Source organism: Bacillus sp. BR3(2024) (genome assembly GCF_039134555.1).
Lineage (GTDB): Bacteria > Bacillota > Bacilli > Bacillales > Bacillaceae_G > Bacillus_A > Bacillus_A cereus.
Genome location: NZ_CP152433.1, coordinates 2,201,239 through 2,227,149 on the forward strand (window position 1 = coordinate 2,201,239; position 25,911 = coordinate 2,227,149).

Genomic DNA, 25,911 nt, shown 5'->3' on the forward strand with positions numbered 1-25,911 from the left:
ATAGAAAAATAAACCGATACAATCGGCTTTTTCTTTCGCTTGTCTCTGTCCTTTTACCTGAGAGATTATCCGCTAAAGTAGCGGATTTGCTCCTTCGGTGCTCGTTTTCCTCCGCGCTCTATGAAAGCGAGAGGGAGTCTCTCCAGAGATTCGTCCCCATGCAGTTCTACTTGTAACCAAGACCTGAGAGTTTCAAAGTTGGTATAACAACTTTTTGCCCCGTCGGTAGATCAATAGACCTTCTCCTGAATGGTTCATCCGAATTATAAAATTTATAAACACATTGATTGTAAATCAATAAAAACATTATAGACATACAAATTGTGAATTGCAATCATTTTTTATTTTAAAATAGTAAATAGTTTTATTTTTTTGTAAGTCCTAATTTATCTTCAACTTCATTTAAAGTAGATAAAGCGATGACAATATGTTGATCCGCAAGTCCTAAAGCTTGTTTTGTTTTTTCAATAGTTTCATTGGTTGAAGTAGAGTTATTTGCTCCGTCTATAATCAAATTTGCTGCATTTTTCATGAAATTTGATGCGGATTTAAACTGAGTTGTGAATTGAAGTAGTTGTTTTTGTATATCTATATCTGTTATGTTTTCTTCAATTTTAAGCGTGTCTATTTCGTTCATAATTGTTTCGTACTGTTTGGAAACAGCACTCATTGTAACTAATAGTTTATTTCGATCTACTGAATCTCCATTCGTGTTAATCTCTTCCCAGGCAGGTAACCAATCTTTTTCGATGATGTCATTATAATGAGTAGTCAATTCATGAATTTTAGGTTGTAATTTCGTTTTGAAAGTTTTTGTCTCCGCTGTTTCTACAGTTGCTTTTTCGTTGTTATTTTTAACATTAGTAACATAGAAAATCGTACCGAAAATGATGAAAATAGAAATAACAACTGTCCATTTAGTAAAAAGTAATTTCTGCAATATGTAACGCCTCCAAAATTTAAAAACTTATAATTATAATATATAACAATAATGTTGTTTAAAGTAGAGAAAATAGGTTAGAAATAATTTGAATTATGTCTTTTCTATACATGAATAATTAAATTTAGTAAAATGATGAAAGTTATATGCGAGAAGAGAGGGTTTTTAGTGAAAATGAATAGAAGAAAACTGGTTTTAAGTATTTCAATGGCTATGTTATTAGTTGGTTTATTTGCACTCATATGTGTAGACAAAGAATCTAAAATTAAAGATTTTCCAGTGCCAATGTCAGCAATCTATATTAACGATGATAATGAAGAGGACTATCAATATATAAGTGTAATGCCTATTACAAAAGCAAATGGATGGGAGAACTTAGGGGAAAACGGGCATACTGTTAGTTTTAAAAAAGGGGAAAGGAAGGTAGCAGTAGTACATTATCCGGGAGAAATTACGTATTATTTATTTGAGAAAAAGATGAATAAGGGAGATTAGCTAAAGATGTAATTCATTAAGAGTTACATCTTTTTTTATTCTGAATCATTTGAAATTAAATTCGATAGATGTTTTGATAGATGTAGTGATAAATATGATTAGTTCTATATGCCTATAAAGAGTATTAGGGTGATTATAAAAATATTATGTGAACTAATTATTGTGAGAAGAAGATAAATTATATGCTAAAGGGGGAATTAAAAATGTTACTAAAAACAATCTACTGTAAGGTGGAAGAAGAGAAAAAGAAATTGTTTTCAAATGCGCAAGAAAAATGGAGTGATATACGGCATCTAGATGGTTTTCATGGACAATTTGGTGGATGGTATGAAGATGAGGCATGTGTATTTACTTTATGGGAAGATAGAAGTACATATCAATCATTTATGAATGGTGCTCACGATACAATTTATTTAAATAGTAATCAAGAGGATACGTTTCTTTCGTGTGAAATTGAATTATTTCAAACGTTGTATGATATAACTGATACGCATTTGAAAGACGTTGTTACAGAAGGATCATTCGTAAGAGTTGCTATATGTGATGTAAAGGTGGAAAAGGAAAAGTATTTTTTACAGAAGCAAGAAACAATTTGGAATAAAGGAATGGAAAAAGCAAAAGGAATGTTAGGTGGAGTAGTTGGGAAGTCTTTAAAAAATGAAAATCGTTACATAGTGTTAACATATTGGAAAGATGAACAGACGCATCAAAATTATGTGGAAGAGATTTTCCCAGATTTATATAAATTAGCTAATATTCATGAAGATATAGAAGAGATAAAAGGAAAACAAGCTGTATGTAAGGAAGAATGGCTTGTATATTAAACGCTGAAAAAGTGTATAAATGAATGTATAATAAAGATATTTTCTTATAAACAAGTAATTAATAGAAGACGTTATATACCCTTTCATGTTAATATATTTAAGTTATAATAGGAGGCTTACCCTTTTGTATTGTACGGTAGAAGCAGTGTGAGCTTGAAATTTTTTTAGAAAAGGATGTGCCTAATTTGCGTATCAATAAATTTATTAGTGAAGCTGGAAAAGCGTCTCGACGTGGAGCGGATAAACTAATTAATGAGAGAAGAGTAATTATTAACGGTAAGGTTGCAAAAATTGGTGACCAAGTGAACCCAGGTGATGATGTACGAGTAAATGGAGAGCAGCTTCGAATTGCTCGAGATCACGTATATATCGCTTTAAATAAACCAGTAGGTATTACATGTACGAGTGAAAAAGCTGTAAAAGGTAATATTATCGATTTAGTGAACCATCCTTTACGAATTAGTCACATTGGACGTCTTGATAAAGACTCAGACGGTTTAATTTTGTTAACGAATGATGGTGATATTGTTAATGAAATTTTACGTGCTGAAAACAAACATGAGAAAGAATATATCGTTTCAGTAGATAAGCCAATTACACCTGATTTCTTAGAGAAAATGGCAGCGGGTGTTAAAATTTTAGGAACAAAAACGCTTCCTTGTGAGGTTACACAGTTATCAAAATATGAGTTCCAAATTATTTTAACACAAGGGCTAAATCGTCAAATTCGCCGTATGTGTGAAGCTTTAGGTTATCAAGTATACACGTTAAAACGTACGAGAATTATGAATATTGAATTGAATAATTTACCGGTTGGGCAGTGGAGAGATTTAACAAAGAAAGAGAAAAGACGTCTATTTGCAGACTTAAATTACGAACCACAAGATTGGTAAAATTGTGAAGTGAAACCAAAAAAATTTGGTTTCACTTTTTTAATTAAATAAATAATTTTTTTAAACACTTGCAAAAATAAAATGAATAAGATATATTAAATAACAATAAATGGATGTTTTACAAAAAGCACAGAAAAGGACACGAGTTATTTTACCCGGTTATACAGAGAAGGAAGGAAAGCTGAGAACTTCCTAACGCAGAAAAATAACTTACCACCTTAGAGCTGCACTAGGGAAATTAAGTATCTAGTGCCGTGTATGCGACGTTATCGCAAAAGAAGCCATTATGTTTTTTGTGATGGGAATCTGGGTGGAACCACGGATATAAGCATATTCGTCCCTATATTTAGGGATGAATATGCTTTTTTGCATTCAATTTCATAATAAGCGAAGAAAAGGACACGAGTTATTTTACCCGGTTATACAGAGAAGGAAGGAAAGCTGAGAACTTCCTAACGCAGAAAAATAACTTACCACCTTAGAGTTGCACTGGGGAAATTAAGTATCTAGTGCCGTATAAACGACGTTACCGTAAAAGAAGCCATTGCATTTTGTGATGGGAATCTGGGTGGAACCACGGGTAAAAGCACGCTCGTCCCTATGTTAGGGATGAGTGTGCTTTTTATTATGAAATGGAGAGATGAAAAATGAAAGAACAAATGATTGAAATTAAATTTCCAGATGGTAGCGTGAAAGAATTTGTAAAAGGAATTACTTTAGAAGAAATTGCGGGATCCATTAGCAGTAGTTTGAAAAAGAAAGCAGTCGCGGGGAAAGTGAATGATGGGTTATATGATTTACGCCGAAAGATTGAAGAAAATGCGGAGGTAGAAATCATTACTATAGATTCAAATGAAGGTGTAGAAATTACAAGACACTCTGCGGCACATATTTTAGCGCAAGCTGTAAAAAGAATGTATGGTGATATAAATCTTGGGGTGGGGCCTGTTATTGAAAATGGATTTTATTATGATATGGATCTTCCAAGTAGTGTAAACGTAGAAGATTTACGAAAAATCGAAAAAGAAATGAAAAAGATTATAAATGAAAATATAAAGATAGAACGAGTTGAGGTTTTTCGAGAAGAAGCAGCAAAACTGTTTCAAGAAATGAACGATCGCTTGAAATTAGAACTTTTAGAAGCAATTCCTAGTGGGGAAAGTGTAACACTATATAAACAAGGTGAATTTGTAGATTTATGTAGAGGGCCACATTTACCATCAACAGGTTATTTGAAATCATTTCAATTAACTCACGTTTCCGGTGCATATTGGCGAGGTGATAGTAATAACCAAGTGCTTCAGCGCATATATGGTGTTGCATTCTCTTCTCAAAAAGAATTAGAAGAGTATTTACATTTCGTTGAAGAAGCAACAAAAAGAAATCATCGTAAGTTAGGCAATGAGCTTGAGTTATTTATGTTTTCTGAAGAGGCTCCGGGAATGCCGTTTTATTTACCGAAAGGACAAATGATTCGTAACGAATTGGAAGCATTTTTAAGAGAAATTCAAAAAGAGTACAATTATCAAGAAGTACGCACTCCGTTCATGATGAACCAAGAAGTATGGGAGAGATCAGGGCACTGGGGACATTATAAAGATAATATGTATTTCTCTGAAGTAGATAATAAAAGTTTTGCATTAAAACCGATGAACTGTCCAGGGCACATGCTTATGTTTAAAAATAAATTGCATTCTTATCGTGAATTACCGATTCGTATGTGTGAATTCGGTCAAGTACATCGCCATGAATTTAGTGGTGCGTTAAACGGATTATTAAGAGTACGTACTTTCTGCCAAGATGATGCACATTTATTTGTAACTCCAAAACAAATTGAAAATGAAATCAAATCCGTAATGGCGCAAATTGATTACGTATATAAAACTTTTGGATTCGAATATGAAGTAGAGCTTTCTACTCGTCCAGAAGACTCAATGGGTGATGATAAATTATGGGAGCAAGCAGAAGCAGCATTAGAAAATGTATTACAATCGCTAAATTATAAATATAGACTAAATGAAGGTGACGGTGCATTTTACGGGCCGAAAATTGATTTTCATATTAAAGATGCTTTAAATAGAAGTCACCAGTGCGGAACAATCCAGCTTGATTTCCAAATGCCAGAGAAATTTGATTTAAATTATATAGATGAAAATAATGAAAAGAAAAGACCAGTTGTTATTCACAGGGCAGTTTTAGGGTCATTAGATCGCTTCTTAGCAATATTAATTGAGCACTTTGGAGGTGCGTTCCCGGCATGGGTGGCACCAGTTCAAGTGAAAGTAATTCCAGTTTCAAATGCAGTACATGAACAATATGCCAATGAGATTGCACTTAAATTAGCACAAGCTGGAGTTCGTGTTGAACAAGATGCACGAGATGAAAAATTAGGATATAAAATAAGAGAAGCACAAATGCAAAAAGTACCGTATGTTCTTGTTATTGGAGATAAGGAAATGGAAAACGGAGCTGTAAATGTACGTAAATATGGGGAAGAGAAGTCAGAAGTTATTGCACTAGATGTATTTGTGGCAACTATTGAAGAAGAAATAAAGAATAGAAAATATTGATTGTAAAGAAAACACACTATTAGAAATTAGTGTGTTTTCTTTTTTATCTTACAAAAATGTAAGGTAAATGTAAGCGAAATCGAGGGAACGAGTTGTAGAAAAATGAGAATATGAAGTAGGAAATAGGTTCATGTTACAGGTGTAACTCTTATTGAATGAATAATTAAAAAAATCTTAAGGATTTACATGACAAAATAATAAGAAATATGTGAGAAATTAATTTTATACAAAAGGGATGGAGTGAATGAGATGTCAACAAATGTAGTTACTGTAGAAAGTGTAGAAAAAACGTATGGAAAAAGAAATGAGAATCAGTCAAAAGCATTAAGGGGTGTATCGTTAAGTATTAAAGAAGGAGAATTTGTCGGGATTATGGGTCCTTCTGGGTCTGGAAAAACGACTTTACTTAATGTGATAAGTACACTTGACCAAGCGACAGGTGGTAGTGTGACGATAGCTGGTACAAATATTACTTCTATGAAGGGCAATGCGTTATCTGATTTTCGCTCTCAAAAATTAGGTTTCATTTTTCAAGATTTTAATCTACTAGAAAACTTATCAATTTATGAAAATATAGCTTTACCACTTTCTCTGCAAGGCGTACCATCAAGTGAGATTACTGGAAAGGTAAATGACGTTGCGAAGAAATTAGGAATTACTGAAATTTTAACAAAATATCCAACTGCTGTTTCTGGTGGACAAAAGCAAAGAACAGCGGCGGCAAGAGCTTTAGTACATAATCCAGCAATTGTATTAGCAGATGAACCGACAGGTGCGCTTGATAGTAAAAACGCAAAAAGTTTATTAGAAGCAATGCAAGATTTACATGAAAATCACAATGTAAGTATTTTGATGGTTACACATGATGCATTTAGTGCAAGTTATTGTGAGCGTATTTTATTTATTCAAGATGGTCTTCTTTATAAAGAATTAAATCGTCAAGGCACTAGAGAGAATTTCTATCAAGACATTTTAGGTGTGCTCGCTCATATGGGCTCAGCTGCTGAGTCTAAGTAGGGGGCGAAACTATGTTATTTAAATTATCACGTCATAGTATGAAAAAAATGTTAAAAGATTATATGGTTTTACTTATTGGCCTCGTTATTAGTATTAGTATTTTCTATATGTTCCAAACGATGGCGATGAATAGCGAATTTACGAAAGATAATAGCCTAATTAGTAGTATTAGACTCGTCTTTTGGGTAGGTGCAATACTATTATCTTTCATTACTGTATTTTATATTATATATGCCAACTCTTTCTTACTCACGTTAAGAAGAAAAGAACTCGGTATGTACATGATGCTTGGTGCAAAAAAGAAAAAAGTAGCACAGTTATTATTTATTGAAACATTCGGTATGGGTATTGTCAGTATTATTATCGGTATTTTAGTAGGGATGTTACTTGCAAGTGTAGCAGGAAACTTTTTAATGAATGGAATGGAAATTTCAGCAAAAGGTAGTTATGCATCTGTATACACACCAGCAATTTTAGTTACAGCTATTTTCTTCTTAATACTATTTTTCATTACTGGCTTAATGAACAGTGTCCGATTGTTACGTAAAACTGAACTAGAGTTAATTCGTGAAGATGAAACACTAGATGAAGTGAAGAAAAGTAAAACTCGCATTATTATAATGACAGTACTTGGTGTATTACTAGTAAGTATAGGGTACTATTTTATGATCAATGTAAAAATATATGCTGAATTAGGTTTTATTATAGCAACCATCGTTACAACACTTGGAACATATTTTATCTTTAGTTCATTACTCCCATTTTTTGTGATGAAAATTAAGGGGAATAAAAAACGAAATGAAACTGGTCTAAATAGTTTTACATATGCACAGCTACGCTTTCGAGTAAATAGTTTATCGAGAGTATTAGGTACTGTAGCGATGTTAATTGCATTAGGCGCAGGTGCGATGACGGCAGGTATGGCTTTCCAAAAAAATGTAGGTATTATGACAGACTTTTCTCGTGTATATGATGTTGTAATTCATGATCCGAATGATCAAGACAAAGCTGCCTTAAAAGAAATGGAAATTGTTGAAGAAAGCAAGTACAAATATAAAGTAGATGGAGAAGCCGTTTATTATTTACGTAACGACTTAACTGCGAAACCACCACTTGTTTCAGACCATTTTGATACAAAAACGTTAAAAGAGCCTGTTCGTAAACGTGTGACTGAACCTTTAACAGAACCTGTATATTCAGCTTTAGAGGCTCCTGAATTAGCAAAATTCCCTCGTATGCCAAAGGATTGGGAAGACGCAGTTGTAAGAGAGATACAAATTACGCATAATCAATTTAACGGAAAACCAGTAAGAATTGCAGACGAAGAGCATTATAAAGGAATTCAAGGAACAGAACACACTGTAACATTAGCAAAAGTAGATGATATGAAAAAATATAAACCGTTATTGATCGAAATAGACAAGAGACAAAAAGCACAAATTGAAAAAGCAACAGGTGAAAAGGTAGACTTATTTACGAAAATGACAATTTATCAGTTTATGAACAGCTTCATGAGCGGAACAATGTTTATGGGATTTTTCCTCGGAATTGCCTTTTTAGCAATGATGGCAAGTTCCCTTATGTTCAAGATATTAACAGGTGCTTCTCGCGACATACGCCGTTATGAAATGTTACGAAAAATTGGTGTGAGACGCAGTATGTTAACGAAAAGTATATATAAAGAAATTTCATATTTATTTATCTTCCCAGCAATCATTGGCATTTCTCACGTTTTAGTAGGGCTTAACTTATTCAGCTTTATATTAGTTGACCCGTTTGTAAAAGTGTGGGTGCCAATTGGGATATTCTTAGTCATTTATTTCATCTATTACTGGATAACTGTTCAACTTTATAAAGGTATGGTAATGCCGAAAGAAGAGGTAGCTAAATAGTTTATCCTGCTATTTGCCGGGCAGCCCGATTGGTGAGGGCTGATTAAAGTTTTATTTTATGAAAAGAGTCCTTGTTTTGAAAATAGGGGCTCTTTTTTATGTTTTTTATAAAGAAGGAAAAGATTGGATAATGGTCGAAAAATATAATGTAACTTCCAAGAAATGACTAAAATAATACTATTTTGTCGAGAGGAAGGATACGAAGTATGAAAGAAATGCTACAGTTATTTCGCAACAAAGTGTATGCACGTTTTTTCTAGCAAATATTTTAGAGCGACTCGGTTCTATGATTGCTGGAATTTCTTTAATGTTTTACTTGTTAGATCAATACGGAAAACAACCAGTTTACGCAACGATGACAAAAATTATGATTGCATTACCTGCATTAATCTTTTTTCTATTAGTAGGGACAGTAGTGGATCGATTTGATAGACAACGTATTTGTACAGTAAGTAACATATGTTGTTCGCTCTGTAATATTGGAATCCTAATTTCGCTTTATTACGGGATGATTATACTTGTCTTTATATTTTTATTTTTGGAAAATGCATGTATACAATTTTTCTCTCCATCAGAACAATCGATGATACAGGGAGTAGTTGAATCAGACCAATATGGTGCAGCAGCGGGTATTAATCAAATGGTAAATAGTTTGTATGCTTTATTTGGTGTAGGAATTGCAACGATGGTGTACTGAACTTTTGGAATTTACGGGAGCATTTTAGTAAATACGCTCACTTTTATTATGAGTGGTATTTTGATTCAAACAATCTCCATTCCAGAAAAAGTTTGTTTACCAAATGGTAGAACAAAATGGAAAGAAGTTAATTTGAAGATGTTAATAACAGAGTTTAAAGAAGGGATTAGGTATATATACCTAAATGAAACTTTTAAAAAATTACTTTTGGGATTTATCGTGTTTGGTTGATTATTTTTTCTTACGTGTTTATTCCAAGCTATTTTACTAAGTGGGAAAAAGCGAATTCAAGGTATGGTTGAAGAGGTTTGTTTTTTCTGAATATTCTTTTTTAAAGGGGTGATAGTTATGTTGATGCGAACTGCTAAGTGGTGTGGGATTACTTGTTTACAATTATTCGCTACAATTCTATGTATAATCTGTTTAGGTGCGCTCCCTCGATTATTTAAGGGATTACAAATTGATTTAATTGGTTTTTGGAACACGATTGTGTTTATTGGAGGAAAGTTACTCCAACCTTGGGAAATTACATATGGATTTCGAGATTCGAGGAAATTATTTCCGCAAATATGGATTCATTATTTAGAGACAATGTTTGTATTTATTTCGGCATTTTTACTGTCATTACTTATTGCGTATGTTCTCGTTGTGTGGGTATTACAACGGTCTCAATCAAAGCAACGAATGTGGAATGGGATTTTTGTCGTACTTGAAAGCATCCCAGATATTTTAATAATTTTATTATCGCAACTTCTAGTCGTAATAATCTTTCAAAAGACAGGCTTTATGCCAGTAAAACTAGCGGGGATTGGGGAGGAAAGGGCTCGCCTATTGCCAATAATATGTCTAACTTTGCCTACAACACTATTATTTATTAAGCTACTACTATTACGTTTCAGAGAAGAATTAGAGAAAGATTATAGTATATTTGCTAAAAGTAAAGGGCTTAGTTTACGACATATTTTAACAAATCATATTTCAAGAAATGTTTTGTTAACAACAATCTATTATGCAAAAACAAATATTTTATTTATGTTATCAAATTTATATATTATTGAATGGATATTTAATACGTACGGTATGTTTGTTTTTGTAAAAGAAAATTCGAAATTAGAAATATTTACAGTAAGTTTAATTATATTATACGTACCGCTTTTTATACTATTTCGTTTATTACATACGTTTTTACAAAATGTAATAAAGGAGCGTGTTTAGCATGTGGCAAGTTGTAAAAAGAGATGTGAGATTTTGGTTTGGTGTTACTTTTTTAAGCGTACTTATGATTATTAGTATTGGAAATACTTTATTTTTCGATGGGAATATCCGTGAACTTACGATGATGTATAACGAAAAAGGAGAACTAGAGGCTGCTCCATTTTCACCGTCGAATAAATTTTGGTTCGGTAGTGATGAGAAAGGATGCGATCTTTTCCAGCTAATAATAGAAGGAGCGAAATGGACAGTTGGTGCGAGCGTAATTATAGCGATTCTACGAGTTATAGTTGGAGGAGGTATTGGTTTGCTTCTTGGTATGTATAGCAAACGTTCTTTTCCAGTTATAGCATCTTTTTTTGATCCGTTCAGCATTGTACCTATGGTTATGATCTCTTTTTTTGTGTTAAAGGAAGTTTTAGTGTTTGAAAATGGGACAGTACCAGAGCCGTTTCATTTAAGGGTAATATTTCAAATGGTTATCCTTACATGTTTAGCGGTACCAACAATTATGTTATATACAGCGCAGGAAGTCCGTCGGATAAAAAGAGAAGAATTTATGATGGCAGCAACTGTGCTTGGGGGCAGTAAATGGCATAGAGTGAAAAATCACGTATGGCCACACGTATTACCATCATTTTTTTTACTTGTTGCTCAACAATTTGTGAGTACTTTATTACTTCTCTTGCATCTTGGCTTGTTAGAGTTATTTTTTGGTGGAACAATTATCTTTGGTACAGAGGCAGATAGTGTAACAAAAGAATGGACCGGCCTAATTGGTCAAAACTTCCGTCATTTAACTACTCATACATGGATTGTACTTATACCGATTGCTTTTTATAGTATGACAATTTTAGCTGGAAATCTAATTAGTAATAGCATGCAAGATGCGATTAAGTTAGGAAATGTGAGAAAGCTAGAGAGGGAAAGTAAAGAATTACAAGTAGAGAAACGAGTACAACCAACTATGGATGATTTTTCTTTTTATAGAGAGATACAAAAATAAAAAAGATAGCTGAAGACAAATTGTTTTCAGCTATCTTTTTTCGCTTAAAGTGGTGGTAAATCAATCTTACCTTCTTCAAATAATTCTTTTATCATATGCCTCGTATAACCAGCGGCTTGACCAAATGTGATTTTTGCTGGCATTGGTGCTTCGTTAGCATCTACAACTACATCAATAATACATGGTTTATTTTGTTTTACTGCATTTTCGAAAGCGGGAAGTAGTTCATCTAAATTCTCAACACGGTATCCAATACCTCCACACGCCTCTGCATATTTTGCAAAATCAGGGTTCGTTAAGTCTGTTTCGAATTCGATATTACCCATAACTTCTTGCTCGAATTTAATCATCGCAATTTTATTATTGTTTAATACGACGACAACGATTGGTAATTTATATTTTACAGCTGTTACGAAGTCATTCATCGTCATTCCAAATCCGCCATCACCACAAACTGCAAATACTTGTTTATCCGGGAATGCAATTTTTCCAGCAAGAGCACCAGGTAAACCGCAACCAAGTGTTGCGAGCCAGCTAGAAATAACAAATTGCTGGTTTGTCATACGGAAGTGCCTTGCGGTCCATACTGTTACATTTCCGACATCGACTGATAGAATTGCGTCATCATGTGCTACTTGCTGCAGAGCATGCATAACGCGTTGTGGTTTAATTGGAATAGAAGAATCTTCTTCTTGCTCGTGTAATTTTTCTTCCCACTTTTTCATCATTTCTTGGTGATGTTCTAAGAAGGAATGGTCTGTGTGTTTTTCAACATTTTCAATTAACCATCGCAATGTTTTATCAGCATCACCAGCTAAACCAATATCTGTCGCATAACGTTTCCCGATTTGGGCAGGATCTGTATCGATATGAATTGTTTTTGCTTTTTCAGGTAAGAAGCCGGTGAACGGATAAGAAGTACCGACCATAATTAAAGTATCTGCATGCTTCATTGCTTCATAAGAAGGTTTCGTGCCAATTAATCCTAATCCACCAATACAAAGAGGGTGTTCATCAGGAATAATTCCTTTAGCTGGCAATGTAAGTACGATTGGAGCACCAATATGTTCTGCCAATGCAAGTAAAGATTCTCTCGCATGTTTCGTACCTTTTCCAGCTAAAATAACAGGCTTTTTCGCTTCATTAATTGCGAGTTTTGCAGCATCTAAATCTTCTTCTTGAGGAAATAAAACAGGTAATGTAAAGGAAGTATTTGTAACTCGAGCACCACTTTTTACTTCGAATTTCGGAACATCATCAGGAATTGTAAGAACAGAGCCCCCTTTTTTCGTATAAGCCATTCGAATCGCTTGATTCACGACAGCAGGTATCTGTTCTGCTGACATAATGCACTGGTTATAAACCGCAACATCATCAAACATTCTTTCTAAATTTACTTCTTGGAAAAAATCCGTTCCAAGTAAATCGGTTTCTACTTGACCTGAAATTGCTAGAACAGGGGCTTTATCGAGTTTCGCATCATATAAACCATTTAATGAATGAATAGCACCAGGTCCTGCAATTGCCATACAAACGCCAAGTTTTCCTGTTAATTTCGCATAGGCCGCCGCTGCTAATGCACCAGCTTCTTCATGGCGAACTTGAATGAATTTAATTTTATCTTGTTTTTTTCTTAAAGCTTCAATGATAGAATTGATGGAATCTCCAGGCATATCGTATATGTGTTCTACTCCCCAGTCAATTAATAAATCAACTAATGCTTCACCGGCTGTTTTCCCAAACATAAGTGTTCCTCCTTATAATAGGTAGATAACATTATGTTTTGGATAAAAAGGAAAATATACAAATAAGAAAATTTGTCTGGTTATTTGTAATCTAAGAATCAGTGTGGGAGGAACAAAAGTTTCACTTTAGTAACTTTAATGATGACCAGCGAATAAAGTGAACACTGTTATTAGTAAAAAACCACTAGTTGCCCACATTAGAAATGTAAGGAAAGAGAGCTGTTTCTTAGCTTTCCAAAGCATTTCATGAATTGTGACATATCCAAGTGAACCAATAGCACTTCCCATAATGAGGCCTTGCAGGTGAAGAGCTTTTCCTTCCATCAAAATGCCAAAAACTGTGCCAGTACCGAGAATAAGAGAAAGTAATAAAGTCGTTAATAAAAAGGAAATATATTTATGTTTTGTAAAAAGAAATGGAATAATTAAAGCTAGTCCTTCTGGAATATGGTGAACGACGATTGCTATTAAAAAGGGAATGGCAGAGTCATTATGATTTATAAAAGCTGTACCTAACGCAAATCCACTCGGTATATTATGAATAAATATAGCGAAAGAGAGAAAAAGAAAGGTTTGCCATGCTTGTTGATCTTTTTTATGTATCATTGGATGGTGACAATAGTTATCTAATAAGCCCATAACTAAAATACCGATAGCTATACCAAGTATAGGTCCAATCATTTCATAGCTTGAAAATGTTTCAGGAATAATTTCAAGTGACAATAACCCAAACAAAATACCGCCACATAATGCGTATAAACGATGCATCTTTTCTTCAATGAGTTGGCGTGTTGCTACTCCAACAGCACCGCCTAATAGTAATCCACCGAACGAAAAAAATGTTACAATCATTGGAATCCATAATCGTTCCATAGTATCACACTCCGATTCTTCCACTTATTTTTAGCTTACGAAAAGGAAAGTTAGAATAGTCCAAGTAATTGTGTTTGAGTATAGAGAAAAAAGTAGTGATTCTTTATAATCTATATATTAAACTTAAGTGAGTAAATGAAAAGGGGAATTGGTTATGCAACAAATTAAAAAAATAGGAAACTCATTTTGGTATATGACACCTGTTTCTGAAACAGATAGACCTATCTTAGGAATGGTCGTTGGACAAGAAAAAACGTTAATGATTGATGCAGGGAATTCAGAAGAACATGCACAATTATTTTTAGAAATGTTAAAAGAACAAAATGTATCGAATCCAGATTTCGTAGCACTAACCCATTGGCATTGGGATCATATTTTTGGATTGCCTGTACTACAAGATGCATTGTCTATTGCACATTCTGAAACGAAAAAAGAGATACGTACACTTGTTTCTTATGAATGGACAGATGAAGCTTTGGACGCACGCGTAAAAGAGGGTACTGAAATTGCATTTTGTGCGGATTGCATAAAAAAAGAGTTTGAAGAAAAAGCGAGAAATATTAACATTATTCCTCCGACCTTAACGTTCCAGAATCAAATGGAATTAGATCTTGGTGAAGTGACATGCGTGTTAAAACATGTGGGCGGAGATCATGCACATGATTCAGTTGTTATGTACATAAAAGAAGAAAAGATATTGTTTTTAGGGGACTGTATATATGCAGATATTTTTTCCTCGAAGTGGAACTATACGACGAAAAGAACGTTTGCATTAATAGATGAATTAGAAAAATTTGATGCTGAGACATATATTCTTTCTCATGGGGAAGCGATAAATCAAGAGGAGTTTTTACAAGAGATTCGCATGTTAAAAGCAGTAGGAACTTATACAGAAGCTCATAAGGGCGATGAAGAGAAGATAAAGGCAGCGTACAAACAAGAACTAGATAGAGAATTAAATGAAGATGAGTTAGAAACAATAACGTATTTTGTCAATGGTTATGAAATGAATAATCTGTAAGACACTACATTAATCAAATATAATTAAATTGCACAAAAAGAGTATTGAAATTTAATTCAATACTCTTTTAAATATTAAGTCCCAAGCAATTTCTAAATTTTTTGGCTGGTTCATCATCTGGATTTATACCACTTTCAAAACTGGTAGTGAAAGGTAACCACTGCCAATCTTCGCATCCTACAAAAGCTACTCTTGACCAATTCTCAATGAATTCAATGAAATTATTCGCAATCTTATACCCATGTCCTTCTCCATCGTCGTGGCTTAGGTAAATTATTGGAGCATCTATATCATCTTTCATATCAAATGCTAAATAATCTCCATTTCCCACTTCACAAAATGCTAATTTGTTGTGCCAAACTACATCATATTCATCATCTAGATTTGAAAAAAACTCGTCAACCAAGTCTTTACGTTCTTTTTCGAATCTAGAAAGACTTTCTAAACTCCAGTGGGGTGTTCCGCAAAAAATATCAGTAAATTCACTTGGTAGCTCTACATCGTCAGATAAAAACCAGCGTAAGCTAAAATTTCCTGAGAACTCTAAAAGTACTTTTTTGAAGCTATTTGGTAGTTTAATATCCAGTTTTTCTTCTACTTGGATTATTTGTTCAAGGGAAGATGGTTCATCTATACAAACTTCTTGAACTTCACCACCTATGTATTTAATTCTAGAAGTTATAATTTCTATTCGTTCTTTTAGTAACTCATAATCCATCTTATCACCTCATGTTATATTAATTAAAGTATATCATTCTTAATAAATTTTTTTCGTGTTATTGAGGTTTCAAGTAGCAGCTTTTTTAGCTAATTTAGTAATATATTCAAAGAAAACATCGTGTTTTACATCGTAAACGACATTTACAGGTCGTCCATCAGCAGTTTCCTCTGTACGTCCTTGGCTTGGTCCGTATGTATGAACAATACTATTAATTGTTTCAGTTTTTGCAAGGTTAGTGTTTCCGACAAGCGCGGTAGTTAGTACATCCCATAAATAGTAGGTAGAGTTCGTTGAGAAGTGAACGAGAGGGGGAACCATTGCATAGCATTGACCAAGGAAATCCATACCAATATACTTTCGTTCTTTTGCCCATTGTTCACGTATGTCTATAGTTAACGGAACTTGGTTTGTACTTTCTAGTGTCACTAAGTCGATTTTAATTTTTGCATCCCATACACGAGCCACTGCTTCAGGGTCCCAAAACGAATTCCACTCAGCTGTTCCATCATGCTCTGGTTCATGTACATTGCCTGCTGTAAGAAATGTACCACCCATCCAAACGAGACGTTCAATTTTATCTTCGATTATGGGAGCTTCATATAATGCACGAGCAAGGTCAGTTAGGGGCCCAGTAAATAATAAAGTTGTTTTTCCTTCCGTTTGTAGAAGCGTTTCTATTAAATGGTGATTCGCGGGTTTTGCCACCACGGGTGTTACAACTTTTCCAGACTCATTTAAAATTGGTAGAGCATCTACATAAAATGCATGCATCCGCCAGTCTTTTGGAAACGGGTTTTGCCCGCGAGAGTTTGAAGCGGCTACTGCAATATTACCTTTGCCGAAGCGATCAATAATTTTACGACTTGCAGACATTGCGGGTTCTAAATAGCAGTCTGCTGGGATAACAGATACACCGGTAAGTTCAACGTTTTCCATTTGAAGTAATAAAAATAATGAAATTAAATCATCTACGCCGCCATCATGATTGAAGTACACTTTTTTCTTCATTGTAATCTCCATCCTATATGATTTAGTTAGAAATTAAATATGAATTGAGGAGAAGTCATCAATAATTTCCACCACTTCAATTTCTCCATTAATCAGTAGCTCAGGAAGTTCATTTCTAATATTTCCTTTCCAATACTTTCTAGCTTGTTCGATTTTTTGAGAAAAAGGAATACCATCTTCTTTTGGTAAAAGATTCCCGTCACCTTCAAAAGAACTTCCGATTACTCGTAGTTTAACAATCTGTAAAACTTCTCGATTGTAAGAATCAAATAATGCTTTCCATTTTAAAGCATCTTCATAGCTTTTTGCAGCGTATAAACAAGATAACCTGGAAGGATATTCAGGGAATTCTTGTAGTCTAACCATTTCTACAATGGTTTCTCTAGCTGCTCTAATTGTTTGATTCATATAACTCATGACTACTTTAGCATTTTCATTATTTATATGTAATTCGTTATTTTTATAGTGTTTATTTAAAATTTGTATGCCATCTTCACCACTAGCATTTAATTGTTCTCTTTCAAAAAAGAAGTGATATAGAGTATTGTGTTGATTTTTGTTAAAAGGAATCATTTGTCCGATATGCATTTTTTTCCTTGTTACGATGTGATATGCGTAAAATTCTGTTTCATTCATGGTTATCCTCCTAGTAATAATGTAATGCAATGTTAAATTTAATAATTCAACATTGAAATATATAAAACCTTTATAAGTAAAAGTGAGAATTTGAGTTGAAAGTAAAGAAAATACATGAAAACGTTTTAAATTTGTTCACAAAATGTTCACTTACGAAGGGGGTTCCAATGTCAATATAATGACAAAGACTCAAAGAGAGAGGATGATGAAATTTGCCAACAACAAGAAAAGAAAACCTCCAATTTGGCATGATGATGTGCCTTGGAATGGTTATCGTAATGACGTTTTACAATTTACTAATGAATGAAACAGGAGGAACAATTTATATTAAAGAGATTGCATTAGAACTATTAATTGGCTTTATTATTGCGCTATTAATTGAAATAAGTATAGTTGGACCTTGTGCGAAAAAAATTGTATTCATGTTGCCATTTGATAAATCTAAGAAAATAAATATTATCGTTGCAATGTCGACAACTATGGTAATCGGAATGGTGTTCTTTATGTCATTTTTCGGTATGGCTATGATGCATTTACATGGTGGACTACAAGGAGATTCATTTGTTTCAATTTATTTTTCGATTTATATTAAAAATTTCATAATGGCATATCCATTACAATTAATTATTATGGGACCGCTTGTACGTTTCTTATTTGCAAAGTTTGTTATGAAAAAGAAATCTTTTAATGTAGCGTAATTTTCATTTATAAAACCTTATATACAAATAAAAAACACATCTCGCATTTTTGAGGTGTGTTTTTTTTATTCCAAGTTATTTTCATAGTGATGTGACATTTGTCCTTTTGCCATTATAGGATGATGGTTTTTAATTAAGTCAGAAATAAAGGATGAGGAGATGATTTTTTGAAAGGTATTCTATTTGCTGTTTTTGCGGGGATATTTATAACACTTCAAGGAACCTTTAATGCGAAACTTAGTTCACATATCGGTATATGGTCGACGAGTATTATAACCCATTTAATTGGATTCATTATTGCAACAACTGTATTTTTGTTAAAGAAAGAAGAGAAAGTAACAGATTTAAAGAGTGTGAAAAAAGTATATTTAGCAGCGGGTGCATTTGGTGGACTCATTATTTGTGCAGAAACGATGTCGATATATTCACTAGGAGTTACATTGACAGCTGGCACACTAATGGTTGCTCAATTGTTAACTGCAACAGTTATTGAAATGAAAGGACTGTTTCATATAAAAAAGATACAGATGGAGAGATATCATATTGTGGGAACAATAGTAATGATTATAGGTATTGTTGTATTTAATATGTAAATGAAAGGAGAAATGAATATGGAGAATAGATCAAGTTTAATTACGCATTATTTGAGAATCAATAAAACGCTCGAGATTTTTTCAGAAATAGATACAGCTTATTTTCAATTAAATCACTTTGAAAAAGGCGAGCTTATTTGCAATATAGATGACGAAATGGATCGTTTATATTTTGTTGTTAAAGGTAAAGTAAAAGTTTACACGATTACACCTGAAGGGAAGAAACTAATCCTTCGCTTTATTAATCCATTGGCCATTGTTGGTGATATTGAATTAATTCAAAATAGCAAAGCACATAATGTCGTTGAAGCTTGTTCAGATGTTGTAGCAATCTCTATTTCTAATACGGTTATTAGAAACAAGTTATTACATGATCCTATATTTATGAAGTTCTTGCTTGAAAACATTGCGAACACGTTAAAAATATCGACTCGTTTTACTGCTCTTAATTTACTGTATCCTGTAGAAGTACGTGTAGCTAGTTATTTACTTTCAATTTCAACAGATAGTAACGGGAATATGTATAAAGGGGATTTGAATGCAACTTCGGTAACGAGTATTGCAGATTTTATAGGGGTAAGTTATAGGCACGTAATTCGGGTATTACAAAGATTTTATAATGAAAAACTAATTGAAAAGAGTAATGGAGTTATTGTAATTAAAGATTTTTCTAGAATGAAGGAAGTCGCTAAAGATAATATATATGAGCAATGAAAGGGAGAGGAAGATTTTGATTGGATTTAGTTTAGCTATATTAGCAGGAATATTAATTAGCGTACAATCTGTTTTTAATGCAAAAGTAAATGAAAATGTAGGACAGTGGTTAACAACTACATGTGTCCTTGGAATAGGTCTCATTAGTTCTATTCTATTTTATATCATTACAGAAAACAGTATTAACATTAAAGTGTATACTGCAAATTATTTGTTTTATGTAAGTGGGTTGTTTGGTATCGGGTTAATTATTTGTATAATGGGTGCAATAAAGAGTTTAGGCCCAGCATATACGGTGCTAATTAGTCTTATTACTCAATTGGTCGTTGCGTTATGCATTGATACATTTGGATTATTTGGAATGGAGAGCATTCCATTACAAATAAATAAATTAATTGGTATAGGTTTATTAATTGTGGGAGTAGGAATTTTTAAAAATCTATTTTTGAATAAGAAAGCTATTCATATAAATGAGGATAGTGTCTAAAGAATATAAAGGGAAAAAGTGTAAATAGTCAGAACTTATACATTTAGATAGTAATAAGTGAGCGATGAGGAGAGAGGATAAATGAATCAGTTAATGTTGCAAGATGGTATACACTATTTGAAAATCAATGGGATTATGCATTGGTGTAAAGTTGCAGGGACAGCTCATAATACAGTCCCTCTTATTATAGTACATGGTGGTCCAGGTGGTAATCATTATGTATTCGAAAGAACGCTTGGTTTGAAGTTAGAAGGAAAAATGACTGTAGTTTATTACGAACAAAGAGGTTGCGGACGAAGTGAGGCACCACAAGATGACGGTGAGTACTCAATCAATACTCTAGTCGAAGATTTAGAGGAATTAAGAAAGCAATTACATGTAGAGAAGATAAATTTGTTAGGATATTCTTTTGGTGGACAACTTTGTTTAGAGTATGCTTTGAAATATCCAAAAAATGTTGAACAAATGGTATTACAAGCACCATCGTTAGATGATTTTAATGATATGTATACTGTGCAGATAGAAGGTTTTCTACAAGTAACGAAAGGGGAAATGAAAGAACAAATATTGATAATAAGTAAGTCAGAAATTCCTTTAAAAGAAAGGTATAATCAAGTTTGGAGTATAGTTGATACAAAAGCTGTAGATCGACTATTGTTTAAAAATGAAGAATTTGCAAAGCTAAATAGAAGGTTTTGGGAGGAAAGTCAGTTAAGTAATACAGGGAAGATGAGCAAAGTTATTTTTGGAACAAAAGCATCTTTACCGCTTATTGAGCGTATTAAAGGTTTAGAAATTGATACGTGTGTCATAGTTGGAGCGCATGACTATAACACGGGTGTAGGAATGAGTTATAGAATAACGAGACAATTGAAAAATGGTAAACTTGTTATATTTGAAAATAGTGGACATTTCCCAGATATCGAGGAGATGGATAAAGTCTGTGAAACGATTATTGAGTTTTTGGAATAAAAGGGAGATATTAAGGTCGAACCGAATTAATAGAGTTGAATTGGCTATTGGGATATTAAATCATGTAATATGCTAATTGTTTACTTGTAACTGAGGAAGAATCAATTAGTGTATTTGGAAAATAAGTAAAAAAGATCTCGTAAGGTGGAGGTCTTTTTTACTTATTATTTAATATTTTGAACTTATATGAACTGAAGTAGAAGAGTATGATAAGCACTTTCAGGGAACGAGAATATAACCGAATATAAAATATTACTAAACGTATATAACTAATGAATACAATGTCTTTTTCAGTTATTAAGTTGTAAATCATTTTATGATAAAATCTTTTACATAATTTAATAAAGGGGTAGTATTCAATGGGTTATTTCTCAAATGGTTTATTAGTTTTGTTTGTGCTAATCGTATGCAGTTGTATATTTTTTGGTTGATAATATAATGAGAGTCTTATATAAAAGAAGTTATCTTAAGTGAGATAACTTCTTTTTACTTTATATTGAGAAGGAATTCTATCTTTCTTATTGAAGTTTGTTCTAGTTATTTTTACATCAATCAGATTTGTGTAAAGGGAATTTTATGAAATATAAACAAGCCAGAGAATAGGGAGTATTTACATGGAAAATAGTATACGCTACATAAGTGAACATCCTACAGATTTTAATGGATTATTATCCTTATACGAATCTTTAGGATGGAATTCTCTTAAATTAACGGTTAACGAGTTAGAACGAATGTGTAAGCAAAGTTGGTATGCAATTTATGTTTTTGATGATAAGAGGTTAGTAGGGATGGGGCGTGTCATATCAGATGGAGTCATAACAGGCATTATTTGTGGAGTTGGTGTATTGCCAAAATATCAGTCTAGTGGCATCGGAAAAGAAATAGTGAAACGATTAATCCAACACTGTGAACAAAACAAGGTTATTCCACAACTTATGTGTGTAGAAAAATTGCAATCTTACTATGAATCTATAGGGTTTGAAGCATTCTCTATTGGGATGACAAAACATATTATAAGATAGAGGTGCTTTATCCCGCTATTTGCCGAGTAGTAAAAGCCCCACGGATTAAAGTTTCACTTTATATTTTCAGTTTACTCGTACATATTTTCAAACTTCAACATAAAGGAGAATGGCTGTATGGAGATTGCTAAAGGGATAGAAATGTTACAACTTGAATTTCAAGAATTTGTTATTCATCCAATTCTTTTATGGGATGATGAAATGGCAGTATTAATAGATACGGGTTTCCCAGGACAAATTGAAGATATACAAGTAGAGATGGAAAAGGTTGGGGTATCATTTGATAAGTTAAAAGTCGTGATTTTGACGCATCAGGATATTGATCATATAGGTAGTCTTCCGGAGTTGTTGCAGCGCTGTCGAAGTAATATTAAAGTTTATGCGCACGAACTAGATAAGCCATATATCGAGGGGGATTTACCTTTATTGAAGGACGGAAATGTAGAGAACCGACCAAAAGGAAAAGTGAGTGATACTATGATTGACGGGCAAGAACTTCCGTATTGCGGTGGAATACTAATTCTTCATACTCCAGGGCATACCCCGGGTCATATTAGTTTATATTTGAAACAAAGTAAAATTCTTGTTGCAGGAGACTCTATGTATAGTGTGAATGGGATGTTAGGAGGAATTCACGCCCCAACAACTATAAATATTAAGGAAGCACAGCAGTCTTTGAAGAAGTATTTAAATCTAGATATTGAATCTGTAGTTTGTTACCATGGGGGATTAAGTAAGGGGAATATAAAGATTCAACTTCAAAATTTATAAAAGTCGAAGATAATAATTTTTAGATAATGGATGCTAAATTATAAAAAAACATGTTTGAAAAAAATTCAAACATGCTTTTTTATTAAAGGAAATCTGTTTAATATGAATGACCTAATCCGTTCCAATAAAAAGAAACGATTTCTTGTGCTAATTCATCTATATTTGCAAGAATAGGATTGTGATTTTCATCTTTAAAATTCCCAATAGATAATAAAGATACGAAAGCATGAGCCGCAAATTTAGCGTTTCCTTTCGGAATTTCTCCGATGTGCATAGCATTATCGAGTGCTTTTTCTAGTACTTCATACATATTATCTTCAGCATTTTTTAATTGTTTCAATTGTTCTTCAGATAACGACAGTTTTGCATCTTTCATAAAATTTTTCATATCAATATCCATCGTTGCGTGTAAGTAAACTTTAGCGAAGTCTAATAATCTTTCTTCTAAAGTTTTGTTTGTAGAGAGTATTTGAGACATATTCTCACGTATACGTACCATCATTTCGATCATAGTAGCGGTAAATAAATCGGCTTTTGTTGAATAGTAATAGTAGACAGTTGCTTTCGTAACACCACAAACTTTTGCGACCTCATCCATAGAAACGACTTGATAATTTTGTGTAAGAAATAAGCGGGTTGCTACTTCTAAAATGTTTTCTTTTGTAGATTTTGTATTTTTATTTTGACGCGGCCTTCCGATAGGACGTTGTTTTTGTTCCAAATACATTCGCTCCTGACATTTATGATTGAGATAATTATAACATAATTTTCAATCATTCTTGATTAATTAACCGACCAGTATATATAATTAATAATGGAGGAAAAAAGGAAGGTGGGTTTTTATGAAAAAGCACCCGTTACATATGTTAGGGAGGCTTGTAGCAGGGAGAAATACGCGGTGGATCACTTTATCGGTGTGGGTTCTTATTACATTATTACTTTCATTTACGTTACCACAAGTAAACAGTACGAAAGAACCGAATCCGAAAAATTTACCTGAAACAGCTATGTCACAGCAAGCGGAAGCACTTATGAAAAAAGAGTTTCCGAATAATGCAGGGAATCCTTTGTTAGTAGTATGGTATAGAGATGGTGGATTACAGTCACAGGATTATAAACTCATACAAGATGTTTATAAAGAGTTAAAATCTGGTCCTTTAAAAGAACAATCAACGTTACCACCATTTGATACAATTCCAGAGCAAGTATTATCAAAAAGTGCGTCAAAAGATGGTACATCATTTGTTACACCGGTATTTTTTAATAAATCTGCTGGTACGGATATATTAAAAGGAAATCTTGAAGAGTTTAGAAAAATAGTGAATAGTAAGGTGGATGAAGATCCATTTAAACAAAAAATAAGTGAATCTGGTTTACATGTTCGATTATCAGGACCTGTAGGTATTCAAACGGATGCAGTTAGTTTATTTAGTCAAGCAGATGTGAAATTGTTAGTGGCTACTGTACTACTAGTGTTAGTTTTGTTAATTTTACTGTATCGTTCACCAATTTTAGCGATTTTACCTATACTTGTTGTTGGCTTTGCATACGGTATTATTAGTCCTACACTCGGTTTTTTAGCTGATCACGGATGGATTAAAGTAGATGCCCAAGCGATATCAATTATGACAGTATTATTGTTTGGCGCTGGAACGGACTATTGTCTATTTTTAATTTCGAGATATAGAGAGTACTTGTTAGAAGAAGAAAGTAAATATAAAGCATTGCAACTTGCGATTAAAGCATCTGGCGGTGCAATAATAATGAGTGCGTTAACTGTTGTACTTGGATTAGGAACATTACTACTTGCTCATTATGGTGCCTTTCATCGATTTGCAGTACCATTTAGTGTTGCTGTATTTATAATGGGAATCGCGGCTTTAACGATTTTACCAGCACTATTATTAATTTTCGGTAGAATTGCATTTTTCCCGTTTATACCGAGAACAAATTCAATGAATGAGGAGTTTGCAAGAAAGAAAAAGAGGGCTGTAAAAGTTAAAAAATCAAAAGGCTCCTTTAGTAAAAAACTTGGAGATATTGTAGTACGAAGACCATGGACAATAATTATGCTAACTGTATTTGTATTAGGCGGATTGGCTTCATTCGTACCACGTATTCAATACACATATGACTTATTAGAGTCGTTTCCAAAGGATATGCCTTCTCGTGAAGGGTTTACGTTAATTAGTGATCATTTCTCAGCTGGTGAACTAGCACCAATAAAAGTTGTTGTTGATACGAAAGGAAAAGAGCTTCCTATTAAACAAGAACTAGAGAAATTTTCTTTCGTAAATACAGTAAAAGAGCCAAAAGAGGGAAAAGAAAATAAGCAAATACAAATGTATGAAGTTTCTTTAGTGGAAAATCCATACGCAATTGAAGCATTAGATCAAATTCCTAAATTGAAAAACAGTGTAGAAAAAGTATTAAAAGATGCTGGGATTAGTAATGCTGAAGAGCAATTGTGGATTGGTGGAGAAACAGCTTCATTATATGATACAAAGCAAATTACTGAACGTGATGAATCAGTAATTATTCCAGTAATGATTAGCATTATCGCTTTACTATTACTTGTCTATTTACGATCGGTTGTTGCAATGGTTTATTTAATTGTAACTGTTGTCTTATCATTCTTCTCAGCGTTAGGAGCAGGATGGATATTACTTCATTACGGTATGGGAGCGCCGGCCATTCAAGGTGCGATACCGTTGTACGCATTCGTATTTTTAGTTGCTTTAGGTGAAGATTATAATATCTTTATGGTTTCAGAAATATGGAAAAACAGAAAAACACAAAATCACTTGGATGCAGTAAAAAATGGTGTAATACAAACAGGTAGTGTTATTACATCGGCAGGTTTAATTTTAGCAGGAACTTTTGCAGTGTTAGGTACACTTCCAATTCAAGTATTAGTTCAATTTGGTATTGTAACTGCAATTGGAGTATTATTAGATACGTTTATCGTAAGACCGTTACTTGTACCCGCGATTACAGTAGTTTTAGGCCGATTTGCTTTTTGGCCAGGTAAACTTTCAAGAAAGAGTGAAGAAATACAAAAGGTGGATGCATAGTTAAAAAAGCCAAGGATATTTTCCTTGGCT

At 33.3% G+C, this 25,911-nt stretch carries 24 protein-coding genes, 1 pseudogene, 1 riboswitch and 1 other annotated feature; of the genes and pseudogenes, 18 read left to right on the top strand and 7 right to left on the bottom strand.

What is annotated here, in order from left to right; genetic code table 11:
- Nucleotides 1-35: 35 nt before the first annotated feature.
- A riboswitch (glycine riboswitch) is annotated at nucleotides 36-156 on the bottom strand.
- Nucleotides 157-364: 208 nt separating this feature from the next.
- Nucleotides 365-940, bottom strand: a complete 576-nt coding sequence (locus V7S45_RS11425) for a hypothetical protein (RefSeq protein ID WP_033696325.1) — start codon at nucleotides 938-940, stop codon at nucleotides 365-367.
- Nucleotides 941-1,072: 132 nt separating this feature from the next.
- On the opposite strand from V7S45_RS11425, the gene V7S45_RS11430 reads away from it, so the two are divergent.
- From V7S45_RS11430 to V7S45_RS11470, 9 genes and pseudogenes are all read left to right on the top strand, one after another.
- Nucleotides 1,073-1,435 (top strand): hypothetical protein, encoded by a 363-nt coding sequence (locus tag V7S45_RS11430; protein WP_342761811.1) that lies wholly within the window; start codon nucleotides 1,073-1,075, stop codon nucleotides 1,433-1,435.
- A gap of 203 nt (nucleotides 1,436-1,638) precedes the next feature.
- Nucleotides 1,639-2,259 (top strand): YdbC family protein, encoded by a 621-nt coding sequence (locus V7S45_RS11435; RefSeq protein ID WP_025687526.1) that lies wholly within the window; start codon nucleotides 1,639-1,641, stop codon nucleotides 2,257-2,259.
- A 185-nt stretch (nucleotides 2,260-2,444) separates the two neighbouring features.
- The gene (gene rluF, locus V7S45_RS11440; protein WP_001222162.1) at nucleotides 2,445-3,152 is read left to right on the top strand and encodes a 23S rRNA pseudouridine(2604) synthase RluF; all 708 of its coding nucleotides are present in this window, start codon (nucleotides 2,445-2,447) and stop codon (nucleotides 3,150-3,152) included.
- Nucleotides 3,153-3,273: 121 nt separating this feature from the next.
- Nucleotides 3,274-3,497, top strand: a binding site (T-box leader).
- Between the two features lie 302 nt (nucleotides 3,498-3,799).
- Nucleotides 3,800-5,722, top strand: a complete 1,923-nt coding sequence (gene thrS / locus V7S45_RS11445) for a threonine--tRNA ligase (protein ID WP_025689671.1) — start codon at nucleotides 3,800-3,802, stop codon at nucleotides 5,720-5,722.
- Between the two features lie 249 nt (nucleotides 5,723-5,971).
- Complete coding sequence (locus V7S45_RS11450; protein WP_000106426.1) at nucleotides 5,972-6,739, top strand: ABC transporter ATP-binding protein; 768 nt, start codon at nucleotides 5,972-5,974, stop codon at nucleotides 6,737-6,739.
- Between the two features lie 11 nt (nucleotides 6,740-6,750).
- Entirely contained in the window at nucleotides 6,751-8,631 is a 1,881-nt protein-coding gene (locus V7S45_RS11455) for an ABC transporter permease (protein ID WP_000897854.1), read from the top strand.
- A 206-nt stretch (nucleotides 8,632-8,837) separates the two neighbouring features.
- Nucleotides 8,838-9,556, top strand: a pseudogene (locus V7S45_RS11460) (MFS transporter); the annotation flags it as partial.
- Between the two features lie 120 nt (nucleotides 9,557-9,676).
- On the top strand, nucleotides 9,677-10,543 hold the full coding sequence (locus V7S45_RS11465; protein ID WP_000929107.1) for an ABC transporter permease subunit: 867 nt from the start codon (nucleotides 9,677-9,679) through the stop codon (nucleotides 10,541-10,543).
- Between the two features lies 1 nt (nucleotide 10,544).
- Complete coding sequence (locus tag V7S45_RS11470) at nucleotides 10,545-11,546, top strand: ABC transporter permease subunit (RefSeq protein ID WP_342761812.1); 1,002 nt, start codon at nucleotides 10,545-10,547, stop codon at nucleotides 11,544-11,546.
- Nucleotides 11,547-11,590: 44 nt separating this feature from the next.
- On the opposite strand, the gene V7S45_RS11475 is transcribed toward V7S45_RS11470, so the two are convergent.
- Together V7S45_RS11475 and V7S45_RS11480 are read right to left on the bottom strand one after the other, a co-directional pair.
- Complete coding sequence (locus V7S45_RS11475; RefSeq protein ID WP_342761813.1) at nucleotides 11,591-13,291, bottom strand: pyruvate oxidase; 1,701 nt, start codon at nucleotides 13,289-13,291, stop codon at nucleotides 11,591-11,593.
- Between the two features lie 135 nt (nucleotides 13,292-13,426).
- A complete protein-coding gene (locus V7S45_RS11480; RefSeq protein WP_000440615.1) occupies nucleotides 13,427-14,164 on the bottom strand; it encodes a ZIP family metal transporter in 738 nt (245 codons plus the stop codon).
- 154 nt (nucleotides 14,165-14,318) lie between these two features.
- Between V7S45_RS11480 and V7S45_RS11485 the strand changes: the two genes are divergently transcribed.
- Complete coding sequence (locus tag V7S45_RS11485) at nucleotides 14,319-15,185, top strand: MBL fold metallo-hydrolase (RefSeq protein WP_342761814.1); 867 nt, start codon at nucleotides 14,319-14,321, stop codon at nucleotides 15,183-15,185.
- A 67-nt stretch (nucleotides 15,186-15,252) separates the two neighbouring features.
- On the opposite strand, the gene V7S45_RS11490 is transcribed toward V7S45_RS11485, so the two are convergent.
- From V7S45_RS11490 to V7S45_RS11500, 3 genes are all read right to left on the bottom strand, one after another.
- Nucleotides 15,253-15,903: an SMI1/KNR4 family protein gene (locus tag V7S45_RS11490; RefSeq protein WP_025689659.1), complete on the bottom strand. Its 651-nt coding sequence runs from the start codon at nucleotides 15,901-15,903 to the stop codon at nucleotides 15,253-15,255.
- Between the two features lie 69 nt (nucleotides 15,904-15,972).
- Complete coding sequence (locus V7S45_RS11495) at nucleotides 15,973-16,926, bottom strand: nucleoside hydrolase (protein WP_342761815.1); 954 nt, start codon at nucleotides 16,924-16,926, stop codon at nucleotides 15,973-15,975.
- Between the two features lie 21 nt (nucleotides 16,927-16,947).
- Nucleotides 16,948-17,550 carry a DUF2441 domain-containing protein gene (locus tag V7S45_RS11500; protein WP_086402013.1) on the bottom strand — a complete coding sequence of 201 codons (603 nt, stop codon included), beginning with the start codon at nucleotides 17,548-17,550 and terminating at the stop codon, nucleotides 16,948-16,950.
- A gap of 212 nt (nucleotides 17,551-17,762) precedes the next feature.
- On the opposite strand from V7S45_RS11500, the gene V7S45_RS11505 reads away from it, so the two are divergent.
- From V7S45_RS11505 to V7S45_RS11535, 7 genes are all read left to right on the top strand, one after another.
- Nucleotides 17,763-18,248, top strand: a complete 486-nt coding sequence (locus V7S45_RS11505; protein WP_342761816.1) for a DUF2798 domain-containing protein — start codon at nucleotides 17,763-17,765, stop codon at nucleotides 18,246-18,248.
- Between the two features lie 167 nt (nucleotides 18,249-18,415).
- Nucleotides 18,416-18,841 (top strand): DMT family transporter, encoded by a 426-nt coding sequence (locus V7S45_RS11510; protein WP_000676262.1) that lies wholly within the window; start codon nucleotides 18,416-18,418, stop codon nucleotides 18,839-18,841.
- Between the two features lie 18 nt (nucleotides 18,842-18,859).
- Complete coding sequence (locus tag V7S45_RS11515; RefSeq protein WP_025689651.1) at nucleotides 18,860-19,555, top strand: Crp/Fnr family transcriptional regulator; 696 nt, start codon at nucleotides 18,860-18,862, stop codon at nucleotides 19,553-19,555.
- A gap of 16 nt (nucleotides 19,556-19,571) precedes the next feature.
- A complete protein-coding gene (locus V7S45_RS11520) occupies nucleotides 19,572-20,042 on the top strand; it encodes a DMT family transporter (protein ID WP_342761817.1) in 471 nt (156 codons plus the stop codon).
- An 81-nt stretch (nucleotides 20,043-20,123) separates the two neighbouring features.
- Entirely contained in the window at nucleotides 20,124-21,014 is an 891-nt protein-coding gene (locus V7S45_RS11525) for an alpha/beta fold hydrolase (RefSeq protein WP_088345771.1), read from the top strand.
- 614 nt (nucleotides 21,015-21,628) lie between these two features.
- On the top strand, nucleotides 21,629-22,036 hold the full coding sequence (locus V7S45_RS11530) for a GNAT family N-acetyltransferase (protein WP_000431726.1): 408 nt from the start codon (nucleotides 21,629-21,631) through the stop codon (nucleotides 22,034-22,036).
- A 117-nt stretch (nucleotides 22,037-22,153) separates the two neighbouring features.
- Nucleotides 22,154-22,807 (top strand): MBL fold metallo-hydrolase, encoded by a 654-nt coding sequence (locus V7S45_RS11535; protein ID WP_000401476.1) that lies wholly within the window; start codon nucleotides 22,154-22,156, stop codon nucleotides 22,805-22,807.
- A 97-nt stretch (nucleotides 22,808-22,904) separates the two neighbouring features.
- On the opposite strand, the gene V7S45_RS11540 is transcribed toward V7S45_RS11535, so the two are convergent.
- On the bottom strand, nucleotides 22,905-23,528 hold the full coding sequence (locus V7S45_RS11540) for a TetR/AcrR family transcriptional regulator (RefSeq protein ID WP_000435995.1): 624 nt from the start codon (nucleotides 23,526-23,528) through the stop codon (nucleotides 22,905-22,907).
- A gap of 121 nt (nucleotides 23,529-23,649) precedes the next feature.
- Between V7S45_RS11540 and V7S45_RS11545 the strand changes: the two genes are divergently transcribed.
- On the top strand, nucleotides 23,650-25,881 hold the full coding sequence (locus V7S45_RS11545) for an MMPL family transporter (RefSeq protein ID WP_342761818.1): 2,232 nt from the start codon (nucleotides 23,650-23,652) through the stop codon (nucleotides 25,879-25,881).
- Nucleotides 25,882-25,911 lie beyond the last annotated feature (30 nt).